The 13,588-nt window shown below is 56.0% G+C and carries 14 protein-coding genes and 1 pseudogene; 11 read left to right on the top strand and 4 right to left on the bottom strand.

From position 1 onward, the window contains the following. The first annotated feature begins 66 nt into the window (after positions 1-66). From dnaJ to nhaR, 3 genes are all read left to right on the top strand, one after another. Complete coding sequence (gene dnaJ / locus HV157_RS10805) at positions 67-1,212, top strand: molecular chaperone DnaJ (protein ID WP_020882543.1); 1,146 nt, start codon at positions 67-69, stop codon at positions 1,210-1,212. A 182-nt stretch (positions 1,213-1,394) separates the two neighbouring features. Beyond that, positions 1,395-2,570, top strand: a complete 1,176-nt coding sequence (gene nhaA / locus HV157_RS10800; RefSeq protein WP_182268195.1) for a Na+/H+ antiporter NhaA — start codon at positions 1,395-1,397, stop codon at positions 2,568-2,570. Between the two features lie 57 nt (positions 2,571-2,627). Beyond that, on the top strand, positions 2,628-3,527 hold the full coding sequence (gene nhaR, locus HV157_RS10795; protein WP_014168572.1) for a transcriptional activator NhaR: 900 nt from the start codon (positions 2,628-2,630) through the stop codon (positions 3,525-3,527). Positions 3,528-3,586: 59 nt separating this feature from the next. Here nhaR and rpsT read toward each other — a convergent pair whose 3' ends face one another. Beyond that, positions 3,587-3,850, bottom strand: a complete 264-nt coding sequence (gene rpsT, locus HV157_RS10790; protein ID WP_008502037.1) for a 30S ribosomal protein S20 — start codon at positions 3,848-3,850, stop codon at positions 3,587-3,589. Between the two features lie 102 nt (positions 3,851-3,952). On the opposite strand from rpsT, the pseudogene HV157_RS26260 reads away from it, so the two are divergent. The 8 genes and pseudogenes from HV157_RS26260 to HV157_RS10755 all read left to right on the top strand — a co-directional run bounded on the left by HV157_RS26260 (position 3,953) and on the right by HV157_RS10755 (position 11,438). Further along, positions 3,953-4,171 (top strand): annotated as a pseudogene (locus HV157_RS26260) (DUF2575 domain-containing protein). Between the two features lie 7 nt (positions 4,172-4,178). Then, positions 4,179-5,117 (top strand): bifunctional riboflavin kinase/FAD synthetase, encoded by a 939-nt coding sequence (gene ribF, locus HV157_RS10785; protein ID WP_014168574.1) that lies wholly within the window; start codon positions 4,179-4,181, stop codon positions 5,115-5,117. Positions 5,118-5,151: 34 nt separating this feature from the next. Continuing rightward, the gene (ileS, locus tag HV157_RS10780) at positions 5,152-7,968 is read left to right on the top strand and encodes an isoleucine--tRNA ligase (RefSeq protein WP_025205469.1); all 2,817 of its coding nucleotides are present in this window, start codon (positions 5,152-5,154) and stop codon (positions 7,966-7,968) included. Next, entirely contained in the window at positions 7,968-8,468 is a 501-nt protein-coding gene (gene lspA / locus HV157_RS10775) for a signal peptidase II (RefSeq protein WP_020882545.1), read from the top strand. The genes ileS and lspA overlap by 1 nt, the downstream gene beginning before the upstream one ends. Before the next feature lie 92 nt (positions 8,469-8,560). Further along, complete coding sequence (fkpB, locus tag HV157_RS10770; protein WP_020882546.1) at positions 8,561-9,010, top strand: FKBP-type peptidyl-prolyl cis-trans isomerase; 450 nt, start codon at positions 8,561-8,563, stop codon at positions 9,008-9,010. A gap of 1 nt (position 9,011) precedes the next feature. After that, positions 9,012-9,962 (top strand): 4-hydroxy-3-methylbut-2-enyl diphosphate reductase, encoded by a 951-nt coding sequence (gene ispH / locus HV157_RS10765; RefSeq protein ID WP_020882547.1) that lies wholly within the window; start codon positions 9,012-9,014, stop codon positions 9,960-9,962. A gap of 158 nt (positions 9,963-10,120) precedes the next feature. Continuing rightward, positions 10,121-10,675, top strand: a complete 555-nt coding sequence (locus HV157_RS10760; RefSeq protein WP_050737508.1) for a glucose-6-phosphate isomerase family protein — start codon at positions 10,121-10,123, stop codon at positions 10,673-10,675. Next, positions 10,668-11,438 carry a glucose-6-phosphate isomerase family protein gene (locus tag HV157_RS10755; protein WP_182268196.1) on the top strand — a complete coding sequence of 257 codons (771 nt, stop codon included), beginning with the start codon at positions 10,668-10,670 and terminating at the stop codon, positions 11,436-11,438. Before HV157_RS10760 ends, HV157_RS10755 begins: the two co-directional genes overlap by 8 nt. Before the next feature lie 26 nt (positions 11,439-11,464). Here HV157_RS10755 and HV157_RS10750 read toward each other — a convergent pair whose 3' ends face one another. The 3 genes from HV157_RS10750 to HV157_RS10740 are packed head-to-tail and all read right to left on the bottom strand — an operon-like array spanning position 11,465 to position 13,585. Then, complete coding sequence (locus HV157_RS10750; RefSeq protein ID WP_040018597.1) at positions 11,465-12,283, bottom strand: PTS system mannose/fructose/sorbose family transporter subunit IID; 819 nt, start codon at positions 12,281-12,283, stop codon at positions 11,465-11,467. Then, positions 12,283-13,080 (bottom strand): PTS sugar transporter subunit IIC, encoded by a 798-nt coding sequence (locus HV157_RS10745; protein WP_151888055.1) that lies wholly within the window; start codon positions 13,078-13,080, stop codon positions 12,283-12,285. The genes HV157_RS10750 and HV157_RS10745 overlap by 1 nt, the downstream gene beginning before the upstream one ends. Positions 13,081-13,090: 10 nt before the next feature. Continuing rightward, positions 13,091-13,585, bottom strand: a complete 495-nt coding sequence (locus HV157_RS10740) for a PTS sugar transporter subunit IIB (protein WP_182268197.1) — start codon at positions 13,583-13,585, stop codon at positions 13,091-13,093. Positions 13,586-13,588 lie beyond the last annotated feature (3 nt).

The raw sequence follows: 13,588 nt of genomic DNA, 5'->3' as shown, positions 1-13,588 counted from the left end.
AATCGGCACGGGCGTAGGAGAACTCTCCACGCCCGTGCTCGCATGTTAAGGGGCTTAAAAAAACCAATGGCAAAGCAAGACTATTACGAGATTTTAGGCGTTCCGAAAACTGCGGAAGAGCGTGAAATCAAAAAGGCGTATAAGCGCCTGGCCATGAAATTCCACCCGGACCGCAACCAGGGTGACAAAGAGGCTGAAGCCAAATTTAAAGAGATCAAAGAAGCCTACGAAGTCCTGACCGATGCACAGAAACGTGCGGCCTATGACCAGTACGGTCACGCAGCCTTCGAACAAGGCGGCATGGGCGGCGGTGGTTTCGGTGGCGGCGGCTTTGGCGGCGGCGCTGACTTCAGCGATATCTTTGGCGATGTTTTCGGCGACATTTTTGGCGGCGGTCGTGGCCGTCAGCGCGCGGCGCGCGGCGCCGACCTGCGCTACAACATGGATCTGACGCTGGAAGAGGCCGTACGCGGCGTCACCAAAGAGATCCGTATTCCGACGCTGGAAGAGTGCGACGTTTGCCACGGCAGCGGCGCGAAAGCAGGCACCCAGCCGCAAACCTGTCCAACCTGTCACGGTTCCGGTCAGGTGCAGATGCGTCAGGGCTTCTTTGCCGTGCAGCAGGCGTGTCCGCACTGTCATGGTCGCGGTACGCTGATTAAAGACCCCTGCACAAAATGCCACGGTCATGGTCGCGTTGAGAAAACCAAGACGCTGTCCGTTAAAATCCCGGCAGGCGTGGACACGGGCGACCGTATCCGTCTGGCAGGTGAAGGTGAGGCCGGCGAGCACGGCGCACCGGCAGGCGATCTGTACGTTCAGGTTCAGGTCAAGCAGCACGCCATCTTTGAGCGTGAAGGCAACAACCTGTACTGTGAAGTGCCCATCAACTTCGCCATGGCGGCACTCGGTGGCGAAATTGAAGTGCCAACGCTTGATGGTCGCGTCAATCTGAAGGTTCCAGGCGAAACCCAGACCGGCAAGCTGTTCCGCATGCGTGGTAAAGGTGTTAAATCCGTTCGCGGTGGTGCGCAGGGCGACCTGCTGTGCCGCGTGGTGGTTGAAACCCCGGTTGGCCTGAACGACAAGCAGAAACAGCTGCTGAAAGAGCTGCAGGAAAGTTTTGGCGGCCCGACGGGTGAGAAAAATAGCCCGCGCTCCAAAAGCTTCTTCGATGGCGTTAAAAAATTCTTCGACGATTTGACCCGCTGATCCGTTAGCTGGTGTTCATCTCAAAAAGCCCGGAAGCGATTTCGGGCTTTTTCTTTTTGTAGCTGTCCTCATGGCTATCATTCGGTAAAACTGAATATATACTCAACATTAATCTGCTTTTGCCGAGCTGTTTGGCCTGGTATTATGGTTTTACCGAAGTATTGCTGTAAGAGAGAGCCTACGTGAAATTAATACACCGTTTTTTTAGCAGTGAAGCATCAGGCGGCATCATCCTGATCATTGCCGCTGCGGCCGCGATGGCGCTGGCCAATATGGGTTTCACACGCGACTTTTACCACGCGTTTCTGGAAACTCCCGTCGAGCTGAAAGTCGGGGCGCTGGAAATTAACAAGAACATGCTGCTGTGGATCAACGATGCACTGATGGCCGTGTTTTTCCTGCTGGTAGGACTGGAGGTTAAGCGTGAGCTGGTCCTGGGTTCGCTTGCCAGCCGTCAGCGTGCCGCGTTCCCGGTGATTGCCGCATTCGGGGGGATGGTCATTCCGGCGTTGCTCTTCCTGGCGTTCACCTGGCAGGATCCGGTATCGCGTCATGGCTGGGCCATTCCGGCAGCAACGGATATCGCGTTTGCCCTGGGTGTGCTGGCCTTGCTGGGAAGCCGCGTGCCGGTGGCACTGAAAATCTTCCTGATGGCGCTGGCGATCATTGATGACCTGGGCGCGATTGTCATTATTGCGTTGTTCTACACCAGTGACCTGTCGATCCTGTCGTTGAGCGTTGCCGCAGGAGCGATTGCGGTACTGGCGCTGTTAAACATTTGCAACGTGCGCCGCATCGGGATCTACGTGCTGGTGGGGATGGTGCTGTGGACCGCGGTACTGAAATCAGGCGTGCACGCTACGCTCGCCGGGGTCATCGTCGGCTTCTTCGTTCCGCTTAAGCCGCAGGAGGGGAGATCGCCTGCCAAACAGCTGGAGCATGTACTGCACCCGTGGGTCGCCTTTATGATCCTGCCGCTGTTTGCTTTCGCTAATGCAGGCGTTTCGCTGGAAGGGGTAACCCTTGAGGGACTGACCTCAATGTTGCCGCTGGGCATTATTGCCGGACTGTTTATTGGTAAGCCGCTGGGTATTAGCCTGTTCTGCTGGCTGGCGCTGAAGCTGAAGCTGGCGTCACTGCCGCACGGTACCACGTTTAAGCAGATCATGGCGGTGGGCGTGCTGTGCGGCATTGGGTTTACCATGTCGATCTTTATCTCAACGCTGGCTTTTGGTGCCCATGCGCCTGAGCTTATCGTCTGGGCGAAGCTGGGTATCCTTATCGGATCGTTACTGGCCGCAGTCACTGGCTATACCTTATTGAAGGTCAAACTGTCCGGACCGGTCGTTCAGGCATAACAGGAAACCGGGAGAAGAACACCTTCTCCCGCTACACGATCAGGGAGCGAAGACACGATGTCTCATTTGAATTACAACCACCTTTACTACTTCTGGCACGTCTATAAGCAGGGATCGGTCGTGGGGGCGGCAGAGGCGCTCTACCTGACGCCGCAGACCATCACCGGGCAAATCAAAGCGCTGGAAGAGCGGCTGCAGGGCAAGCTCTTTAAGCGCAAGGGCCGTGGGATTGAGCCAAGTGAGCTGGGCGAACTGGTTTTCCGCTACGCGGATAAGATGTTCACCTTAAGCCAGGAGATGCTGGATATTGTTAACTACCGCAAAGAGTCAAACCTGCTCTTTGACGTCGGCGTGGCGGATGCGTTGTCAAAACGGCTGGTCAGCGGCGTGCTGGATGCGGCGGTGGTCGAAGATGAGCAAATCCACCTGCGCTGTTTTGAGTCCACGCACGAGATGCTGCTGGAGCAGCTGAGCCAGCATAAGCTGGATATGATTATCTCGGACTGCCCGATCGACTCTACGCAGCAGGAAGGGCTGTTCTCGGTGAAGATTGGCGAATGCGGGGTCAGCTTCTGGTGCATTAACCCGCCGCCGGAAAAACCGTTTCCTGCCTGTCTGGAGGAGCGTCGTTTGCTGGTGCCAGGCCGGCGCTCCATGCTTGGGCGTAAACTGCTGAACTGGTTTAACTCTCAGGGACTGAAGGTGGAGATCCTCGGCGAGTTTGACGATGCTGCGCTAATGAAAGCCTTTGGTGAGGCGCATAACGCCATCTTCGTTGCACCGACGCTGTACGTGCACGATCTCTATTCAGATAACAAGATTACGGAGATTGGCCGGGTCGATAACGTGATGGAGGAGTATCACGCGATATTTGCAGAAAGGATGATTCAACACCCAGCGGTACAGCGCATCTGTAACCGCGACTACTCGGCGCTGTTTACGCCACCGGCAATCTGAAGATATAAAAAAACCCGCGTTAAGCGGGTTCTTTTAAAACAAGCAACAACAAGTGGCGATTAAGCCAGTTTGTTGATCTGCGCGGTCAGGTTTGCTTTATGACGCGCTGCTTTGTTTTTGTGGATCAGACCTTTAGCAGCCTGACGATCCACGATTGGTTGCATTTCATTAAATGCGTTCTGCGCAGCAGCTTTGTCGCCAGCTTCGATAGCTGCGTATACTTTCTTGATGAAAGTACGCATCATAGAGCGACGGCTTGCATTGTGCTTACGAGCCTTTTCAGACTGGATAGCACGTTTCTTAGCTGATTTGATATTAGCCAAGGTCCAACTCCCAAATATGATCTATGTGGACAATTCAAAGGCCGAGGAATATGCCCTCTATACCTTCTTTTGTCAATGGATTTGTGCAAATAAGCGCCGTTGATTGGCGACGCTACGTTACGTAGTGATGGCGCAGGATTCTACCAGCTTGTCGCTCGTGAATACAGCTTTTCGGCACAAAAAACGCAGTTCACGGGCAGATTTTTTTGCTGTGAAAGGTCAGCCTGATGAAATCATTACGGCTTTCTGTTTTGCGCGAACAATCGCCGGTTAACCTTAACCGCTGTACAAGGTATACTTTGGCGATTTTCACTGTTTTGAGCCAGACATGAAGCTGATACGCGGCATACATAATCTCAGCAGAGCACCGCACGGGTGCGTGCTGACCATTGGTAATTTCGACGGCGTGCATCGTGGTCATCAGGCGCTGCTGCAGGGATTGCGTAAAGAAGGGGAGGCGCGTGGCCTGCCCGTTGTAGTGATGATTTTTGAGCCGCAGCCGCTGGAGCTGTTTGCCGGCGATAAATCACCGGCTCGCCTCACTCGCCTGCGCGAGAAGTTGCGCTACCTGGCAGAGTCCGGGGTGGACTACGTATTGTGCGTGCGTTTCGATCGCCGCTTTGCCGCGCTCACAGCACAAAATTTCGTCAGTGACCTGCTGGTCAGGCGCCTTGGCGTGCAGTTTCTGGCCGTGGGTGATGATTTCCGCTTTGGCGCTGGTCGTCAGGGCGATTTCTTGCTATTACAGAAGGCTGGCCTCGAGTACGGCTTTGATGTCACCAGCGCAATGACCTTTTGCGAAGGCGGCGTCCGGGTTAGCAGCACTGCGGTGCGTCAGGCGCTGGCCAACGATGAACTGGATACGGCGGAAACGCTGCTGGGGCATCCGTTTAGCATTTCAGGCCGTGTGGTCCATGGCGATGCGCTGGGCCGCACCATAGGTTTCCCGACGGCGAATATACCGCTACGTCGTCAGGTCTCCCCGGTTAAAGGGGTATATGCGGTGGAAGTGGCTGGTCTGGGCGATAAACCGTATTTCGGTGTCGCCAATATTGGCACACGTCCTACAGTCGCCGGTGTCCGTCAACAATTAGAAGTGCACCTGCTGGACGTTGTAATGGACCTTTATGGTCGCCATATAGATGTGATACTGCGTAAAAAAATACGCAATGAGCAGCGATTTGCTTCGCTGGATGAACTAAAGGCGCAAATCGCGCGAGATGAATTAACGGCCCGCGAGTTTTTTGGGCGAGTAAACCCGGCTTAAATGCCTACGTGAAAAATACGGAACCGAGAATCTGATGAGTGACTATAAATCAACCCTGAATTTGCCGGAAACAGGGTTCCCGATGCGCGGCGATCTCGCCAAGCGCGAACCGGGAATGCTGGCGCGTTGGACCGATGATGACCTGTACGGCATCATCCGTGCAGCCAAAAAAGGCAAAAAAACCTTCATTCTGCATGATGGCCCTCCATATGCGAATGGCAGCATTCATATTGGTCACTCTGTAAACAAGATTCTGAAAGACATTATCGTGAAGTCCAAAGGCCTCGCGGGATATGACTCGCCTTACGTTCCGGGCTGGGACTGCCATGGTCTGCCAATTGAACTGAAAGTTGAGCAAGAGTTTGGTAAGCCGGGTGAGAAGTTCACCGCGGCAGAATTCCGCGCAAAATGTCGCGAATACGCGGCTACGCAGGTTGACGGTCAGCGTCAGGACTTTATCCGCCTGGGCGTGCTGGGTGACTGGTCACGTCCGTACCTGACCATGGACTTCAAAACCGAAGCCAACATCATCCGTGCGCTGGGTAAAATCATCGGTAACGGCCATCTGCACAAAGGCGCGAAGCCGGTGCACTGGTGCGTGGACTGCCGTTCTGCGCTGGCAGAAGCGGAAGTGGAGTATTACGACAAAACCTCTCCGTCTATCGACGTGGCCTTCCACGCGGTCGATCAGGAGGCGGTGAAAGCCAAATTTGGCGTGACCTCTGTCAATGGCCCCATCTCGCTGGTTATCTGGACCACCACCCCGTGGACGCTGCCAGCAAACCGCGCGATCTCCCTGTCCGGTGAGTTCGAGTACGCGCTGGTGCAGGTTGACGGTCAGGCGCTGATCCTGGCGAAAGATCTGGTCGAAAGCGTGCTGAAACGCGCGAACATCACCGACTATACCGTGCTGGGCACCGTGAAAGGTGACGCGCTGGAGCTGATGCGCTTCAAACACCCGTTCCTGGACTTCGATGTGCCGGCGATTCTGGGCGATCACGTGACGCTGGATGCGGGTACCGGTGCGGTACATACCGCCGGTGGCCACGGTCCTGACGACTACAGCATCAGCCTGAAATACGGTCTTGAAATCGCTAACCCGGTTGGTCCTGACGGTTCTTACCTGCCAGGCACCTACCCGGCGCTGGACGGTATCAACGTCTTCAAAGCGAACGACATCATCGTTGACATGCTGCGCACCAGCGGCGCGCTGCTGCACGTTGAGAAAATGCAGCACAGCTATCCGTGCTGCTGGCGTCACAAATCTCCGATCATCTTCCGTGCGACCCCACAGTGGTTCATCAGCATGGATCAGAAAGGCCTGCGCGAGCAGTCCCTGAAAGAGATCAAAGGCGTGCAGTGGATCCCGGATTGGGGTCAGGCGCGTATCGAGTCCATGGTCGCTAACCGTCCTGACTGGTGTATCTCCCGTCAGCGTACCTGGGGCGTACCAATGTCTCTGTTCGTGCACAAAGAGACACAGGAACTGCACCCGAACACCCTGGCACTGATGGAAGAAGTCGCGAAGCGTGTAGAAGTTGACGGCATTCAGGCATGGTGGGATCTCGATTCCCGCGACATCCTGGGCGCTGATGCAGACAACTACGAGAAAGTGCCTGATACCCTGGACGTGTGGTTTGACTCCGGTTCAACACACGCGTCTGTTGTTGACGTGCGTCCGGAATTTGCCGGCCACGCGGCAGATATGTATCTGGAAGGTTCTGACCAACACCGCGGCTGGTTCATGTCATCGCTGATGATTTCCACCGCCATGAAAGGTAAAGCACCGTATCGCCAGGTGCTGACCCACGGTTTCACCGTGGATGGTCAGGGTCGTAAGATGTCTAAATCGATCGGTAACACCGTCTCTCCGCAGGACGTGATGAACAAACTGGGCGCGGACATTCTGCGTCTGTGGGTTGCTTCTACCGACTATACCGGCGAAATGGCGGTGTCGGACGAGATCCTGAAACGTGCTGCCGACAGCTATCGTCGTATCCGTAACACCGCGCGCTTCCTGCTGGCGAACCTGAACGGGTTCGATCCGCTAAAAGATATGGTGAAACCGGAAGAGATGGTGGTGCTGGATCGCTGGGCAGTAGGCTGCGCGAAAGCGGCACAGGAAGATATCCTGAAGGCTTACGAATCTTACGATTTCCACGAAGTGGTGCAGCGCCTGATGCGCTTCTGCTCCATCGAGATGGGCTCGTTCTACCTCGACATCATCAAAGACCGCCAGTACACCGCGAAAGCGGACAGCGTGGCGCGTCGTAGCTGCCAGACTGCGCTGTTCCACATCGCAGAAGCGCTGGTTCGCTGGATGGCACCGATCATGTCCTTCACCGCAGATGAAATCTGGGGTTACCTGCCAGGCGACCGTGAGAAGTATGTCTTCACCGGCGAGTGGTATGAAGGTCTGTTCGATCTCTCCAGCACCGAAGCGATGAACGATGCCTTCTGGGACGAGCTGCTGAAAGTGCGTGGCGAAGTGAACAAGGTCATCGAGCAGGCGCGTGCTGACAAGAAAGTCGGCGGCTCGCTGGAAGCGGCAGTTACCCTGTACGCCGAGCCAGAGCTGGCGGCGAAACTGACGGCGCTGGGCGATGAATTACGATTTGTCCTGTTGACCTCCGGTGCGAAAGTTGCGGATTATGCCCAGGCGTCTGCTGATGCACAGCAGAGCGAACTGCTCAAAGGACTGAAAGTCGCACTGAGCAAAGCCGAAGGTGATAAATGCCCGCGTTGCTGGCATTACACCACTGATGTCGGCCAGGTGGCGGAACACGCAGATATCTGCGGACGCTGTGTCAGCAACGTCGCCGGTGACGGCGAGAAACGTAAGTTTGCCTGATGAGTAAAACTCTCTGTTCAACAGGACTGCGCTGGCTGTGGCTGGTGGTGGTCGTGCTGATTATCGATCTGGGCAGCAAGTTCCTGATCCTCCAGAATTTTGCTCTGGGGGAGACGGTGTCGCTGTTCCCGTCGCTTAACCTGCATTACGCACGTAACTACGGTGCGGCGTTTAGTTTCCTTGCTGACAGCGGTGGCTGGCAGCGCTGGTTCTTTGCAGGTATCGCTATCGGTATCTGCGTGGTGCTATCGCTGCTGATGTACCGTTCGAAGGCAACACAAAAGCTAAATAACATCGCCTATGCGCTGATTATCGGTGGCGCGCTGGGCAACCTGTTTGATCGCCTGTGGCATGGCTTTGTGGTCGATATGATCGACTTCTATGTCGGCGACTGGCACTTCGCGACCTTTAACCTCGCCGACAGCGCAATTTGCATCGGCGCGGCGTTAATCGTGCTGGAAGGCTTCTTGCCGAACGCGGCCGCGAAGAAACAGGCTTAAATGTAAATGCCGGGTGGCGCATGCGCCCCCGGCCTACAGAATGTCTGGCCTCCCGTCTCTTACCGGTGGGTCAAAACAAGCGAGCAATTTGCATGTCTAAATCCGTACAGAGCAACAGCGCGGTCCTCGTTCATTTCACGCTGAAACTGGATGATGGCTCCACGGCTGAATCCACCCGCAATAACGGCAAACCCGCCCTGTTTCGTCTCGGCGACACCTCCCTGTCTGAAGGTCTTGAGCAACAGCTGCTTGGCCTGAAAGAAGGCGAGAAAAAGGCATTTTCGCTGGAGCCGGATGCCGCGTTTGGCGTGCCAAGCCCGGACCTTGTTCAGTACTTCTCGCGCCGCGAGTTTATGGATGCAGGTGAGCCGGAAATCGGGGCGATCATGCTCTTTACCGCTATGGATGGCAGCGAAATGCCTGGCGTGATCCGCGAAATCAATGGTGACTCCATCACCGTTGACTTCAACCATCCGCTTGCCGGGCGCACCGTCCATTTTGATATTGAAGTGCTGGAGATCGATCCGGTACTGGAGGCCTGAAATGCAGATCCTGTTGGCTAACCCGCGCGGCTTTTGCGCCGGTGTAGACCGCGCTATCAGCATTGTTGAAAACGCGCTCGAGATTTACGGCGCGCCGATTTATGTGCGTCACGAAGTGGTGCATAACCGTTATGTCGTCGACAGCCTGCGCGAGCGTGGCGCGATCTTCATTGAGCAGATCAGCGAAGTGCCTGACGGCGCGATCCTGATTTTCTCCGCACACGGGGTTTCTCAGGCGGTGCGTAACGAAGCGAAAAGCCGCGATCTGACCGTGTTCGACGCCACCTGCCCATTAGTGACCAAAGTGCATATGGAAGTGGCGCGCGCCAGCCGTCGTGGTGAAGAGTCGATCCTGATTGGCCATGCCGGCCACCCGGAAGTCGAAGGTACCATGGGCCAGTACAGCAACCCGGAAGGGGGGATGTACCTGGTGGAGTCGCCGGAAGATGTGTTTACGCTGAACGTCAAAAATGAAACGCGTCTCTCGTTTATGACCCAGACGACGCTCTCCGTTGACGATACGTCGGACGTGATTGACGCCCTGCGTCAGCGCTTCCCGAAAATCGTCGGCCCGCGTAAGGACGACATTTGCTACGCCACCACCAATCGCCAGGAAGCGGTGCGTGCTCTGGCTGAACAGGCGGACGTGGTGCTGGTTGTCGGTTCGAAAAACTCCTCTAACTCCAACCGTCTGGCTGAACTTGCGCAGCGAATGGGGAAAGCGGCCTATCTGATTGATGATTCCAGCGATATCCAGGAAGCGTGGGTGAAAAACGTGGCCTGTGTCGGGGTAACCGCCGGCGCCTCGGCACCTGATATCCTGGTGCAGAACGTGATTTCCCGTCTGCAGGAACTGGGCGGCGGCGAAGCGGTCCCGCTGGAAGGACGCGAAGAGAACATTGTTTTCGAGGTCCCGAAAGAGCTGCGTATCGACGCACGCGAAGTCGAGTAAGTTTCCTCGCGCATGACCCGAATGCCGGCCACGTCAGTGGCCGGCATTTTTATTGCTGATTAACTGTGATTCACCTGACACATTGCGTCTTTGATACGCAGGTTAATCGTTTAAATTGTTATGCTGGGCGGGTTGTTCTCCTCGGGCCGGAGAAGACGATGACTTCAGATATTATCCTGCCGCCTCTGGTGGCCTGGGCCAGTGGTACACTTGCCCGCGGCGCACTTATTCTTAAATCCACACGCCTTGCCGATCTCAATGGTTTGTTTGCCGATCGAGACGCCTGGGCACAATGCGATCCGCATCAGACGGTGTATGACGTCGAAATGCTGGAATCGCCTGCACAAGAAGGGGCGTTGTTTGTCGGCGTTACCCATTTACATGCAGGTAAAATTGGCCGGGAATTTTTTATGACCCGCGGCCATTTTCATCAACGTCGTGAACAGGGCGAAGTCTATTTTGGACTGCGGGGAAGTGGCCTGCTTTTACTCCAGACGACATCCGGCGAAACCCGTCTGGAGTGCGTGATGCCGGGATCCGTCCATATTATTGCGCCTTTTACCGCCCACCGTTTAATCAATACCGGTGAGACCACGCTCTCTTCACTCGCGGTCTGGCCCGCCGTCGCCGGACACGACTATGCCGCGTTACCCGATGGTTTTGCCGTGCGGGTATTGGCCACTGACGGTGGCTGGGAGGTTCAGAATGGATAACTTTGGGCTGGACATGACCATCAGCCAGCACCCGCTGGGGTTCAGCTACGGTGAGGACGTCACTGGCCCGATGCCAGAGATCCGTACGCTTGATGAGATTCGCGCGTCGTTACGGGATCCTGACTGCTCAGGGCCGGAAGACGTTTATGCTATCGCGATGGATGTCGCCCGTCTGGCAGACCGGCAGGAGCTGAAAAAACGCATGCTGCTGTTTGGGGTCGTGACTTACGCGACGGGAACGCTGGGTGAAGAGCCGATCCGCAGCCAGGGGCATGTTCACCGTAAAAGCCGTCACAGCGTCTGGTCTCCGCCCGAGCTGTATGAAATCTGGCAGGGGCGCGCCATTATCTATATGCAGGAGTATGTTGCGGACGATCCCGGGCGCTGTTTCGCCGTACTGGCCGGGCCGGGCGAAAAGGTGCTGGTTCCGCCCGGCTGGGGGCATGCCACTATCTCTGCCTCGCCGGATGAACCGCTGACCTTCGGTGCGTGGTGCGACAGGGAATATGGTTTTGAATATGATGCCGTGCGGGCGCGTAAAGGACTGGCCTGGTATCCGCTGCTGCAGGGGAGCCATATCATCTGGCAGCACAACACGCATTATCTGCCGGGGCGGCTACAGATGATCACACCGCGTCGCTACAGCGAATTCGGCCTGACGGATGAGCCTGTCTATACGCAATTTATTGCCGATCCTGCTCGCTTTCAGTTTATCTCTCGCCCGGATAAAGTGGCCGAACTGTGGCATAACTTCCACCCATAAAAAACCGGGGCATTGCCCCGGCTGTCTTATCCGGCAAACAGACCTGACGCGACGCCCAGTGCCGCCAGCGCAAGCAGCACAATCATGGCCCTGACCGGGGAGACGCCACGTTTTGCCATCAGATACCAGGTGCCCAGAACCACCAGAAGCGGTAATAGCTGCGGGAAGATACCGTCAAGCATCTGCTGAACATGGATGTTAACCCCGTCACGGGTGATAAATTCCAGTCCGGTGCCCAGCTTAACGTAGCTTGCCGCCACGCCGCCCATCACAAATACACCCAGCAGAGACAAAGCTTCGCGCAGTCGCGTTGACTTGCTGCTCACCAGCATCTCGACCGACCCTGAGCCCATCTGGTAGCCTTTCAGAAACAGAAACCAGGATCCCGGGATAATGATGGCCAGCCAGGCGACGGTGTAGAACAACGGGCCAAGAACATTTCCTCCGGCGGCAAGCGCCATACCGATGCTCAGCAAAATGGGGATCAGCATGCCGGGGATCATTGAGTCACCAATCCCCGCGATTGGTCCCATCAGCCCCACCTTCAGGGTATTGATCGTTTCGCCATCAATGGGCTCGCCGTTGGCTTTTTTCTCTTCCAGCCCAAGCGCCATACCGTTTACGATGGCACCGATCTGCGGCTCCGTGTTGTAAAACGAGGCGTGTCGGCGCAGCATCTCGGTGCGCTGGGCGGCATCCGGGTAGAGTTTTTTGGCGACCGGTAACATGCTCAGACAGAAGCCGAACGATTCCAGACGCTCGAAGCTCATCGAAGAGAGGTTATGCATCATCCACGCTCGCCAGCAGCGGCGCAGATCTTTTCGGGTCAGTTTACGGTCTTCCATCAGAATTCATCCTCATCGTCGGCGGGCCTACCCGGCGTGACAGCCTGCGGCGCTTCCGGCTTGTAGTTGTAATGAATTAACGCCAGCAGGGCGCCCACAATCACCAGTGCCACCATGTTGAGCTTCAGGAACACAATGCATATGAAGCCCACCAGGAAGTAGATCAGCATGCTGTAGCTTTTGATGATCTGCTTAAGCAGGATGGCGATCCCAACGGCCGGTAAGATGCCCCCCAGCACGTTCATGGTCGAAAGCACGATGTCGGGCAGACTGTCCATAAACCCGCTGATGTACTGCGCGCCAAAATAGACGGCGATAAACGTCGGCACAAAGCGCAGAACAAAGTTCATCACCTGCGGCCAGACCGCGCTGTTAAGATAAATTCCGCGCTCATCCCCGCGCTCAAGCGCCACGTCGGCGCGGTGGTTCCAGAACGAGTTCAATACCATCATGGCGTTAAACAGTATCGTTCCGGCAATGCCAATGGTCGCCGCCAGCGCCACGGCCACCTCTGGCCCTTTGCCCGACAGAATCCCCAGCGCGATAGCAGGATAAGCGACAAAATTGAGGTCGGCAGGCATTGAACCGCCGGGGGTGACCATCGCGATATAAACGGCCTGCACCGCCACACCAATCATGATCCCGGTTTTAACGTCGCCCAGAATCAGGCCCACCAGCATCCCCGAAACCAGCGGGCGGGAGATGAGATACCAGCCGCCGGTCAGGCCAAACAGCCAGGGACTACTGAGTGCACCGAGATAGCAAAGCAGACCGATGAGAGAAGCTTCGAAAATCATCATGCGCTCCTTATTTCAGTTTTTGCCGGGCGTCCTGCCAGCTGTAAAAACTGGCATCGGGCACCAGACGAAACTCAATGGCATGCCCCTGTTCAGTCAGCCAGTCAAAGGCTGCTGCCTCCTCTGGCGTTACGGACTGATTAGGGCCAATGGTGGTGGTGTTGGCGCGGGCACTCATTGGCCCGACGTTAATTTTGCCATTGCCGTTCTTCAGGCTTATGCCTGCCTGTTCAAGACGTTGCAGGGTGACAGGCGATTTGCCAATCACGAAGTAGCGCTTATCGCTGGCAATCACTTTCGGCAGCTTTTCGATGGCGGTCAGGGTATCGAACAGCCACACTCTGGTATCTGACACCGCGCCTTTCATTACCGACGAGAGCAGCGTATCGGCCGCGACGGCATCGTCAATTGCCACGATGCCATCACAGGGCAGCTCTTTGGCCCAGCGCGTGACGAGCTGCCCGTGGATCACCCGGTCGTCAATACGTACAAACGAAATGCTCATATA

It is taken from the genome of Enterobacter sp. RHBSTW-00318 (assembly GCF_014101375.1).
Taxonomy (GTDB): domain Bacteria; phylum Pseudomonadota; class Gammaproteobacteria; order Enterobacterales; family Enterobacteriaceae; genus Enterobacter; species Enterobacter ludwigii.
Note: the sequence above shows the minus strand (reverse complement) of the source record. Positions and strands in the feature narration are given on the sequence as shown.

Excerpts from the sequence above, each read along its gene's own strand:
- dnaJ (WP_020882543.1), top strand. The coding sequence starts at position 67 with ATGGCAAAGCAAGACTATTACGAGATTTTAGGCGTTCCGAAAACTGCG.
- nhaR (WP_014168572.1), top strand. The coding sequence starts at position 2,628 with ATGTCTCATTTGAATTACAACCACCTTTACTACTTCTGGCACGTCTAT.
- ribF (WP_014168574.1), top strand. The coding sequence starts at position 4,179 with ATGAAGCTGATACGCGGCATACATAATCTCAGCAGAGCACCGCACGGG.
- ileS (WP_025205469.1), top strand. The coding sequence starts at position 5,152 with ATGAGTGACTATAAATCAACCCTGAATTTGCCGGAAACAGGGTTCCCG.
- lspA (WP_020882545.1), top strand. The coding sequence starts at position 7,968 with ATGAGTAAAACTCTCTGTTCAACAGGACTGCGCTGGCTGTGGCTGGTG.
- fkpB (WP_020882546.1), top strand. The coding sequence starts at position 8,561 with ATGTCTAAATCCGTACAGAGCAACAGCGCGGTCCTCGTTCATTTCACG.
- ispH (WP_020882547.1), top strand. The coding sequence starts at position 9,012 with ATGCAGATCCTGTTGGCTAACCCGCGCGGCTTTTGCGCCGGTGTAGAC.
- HV157_RS10760 (WP_050737508.1), top strand. The coding sequence starts at position 10,121 with ATGACTTCAGATATTATCCTGCCGCCTCTGGTGGCCTGGGCCAGTGGT.
- HV157_RS10755 (WP_182268196.1), top strand. The coding sequence starts at position 10,668 with ATGGATAACTTTGGGCTGGACATGACCATCAGCCAGCACCCGCTGGGG.
- HV157_RS10750 (WP_040018597.1), bottom strand. The coding sequence starts at position 12,283 with ATGGAAGACCGTAAACTGACCCGAAAAGATCTGCGCCGCTGCTGGCGA.
- HV157_RS10745 (WP_151888055.1), bottom strand. The coding sequence starts at position 13,080 with ATGATTTTCGAAGCTTCTCTCATCGGTCTGCTTTGCTATCTCGGTGCA.
- HV157_RS10740 (WP_182268197.1), bottom strand. The coding sequence starts at position 13,585 with ATGAGCATTTCGTTTGTACGTATTGACGACCGGGTGATCCACGGGCAG.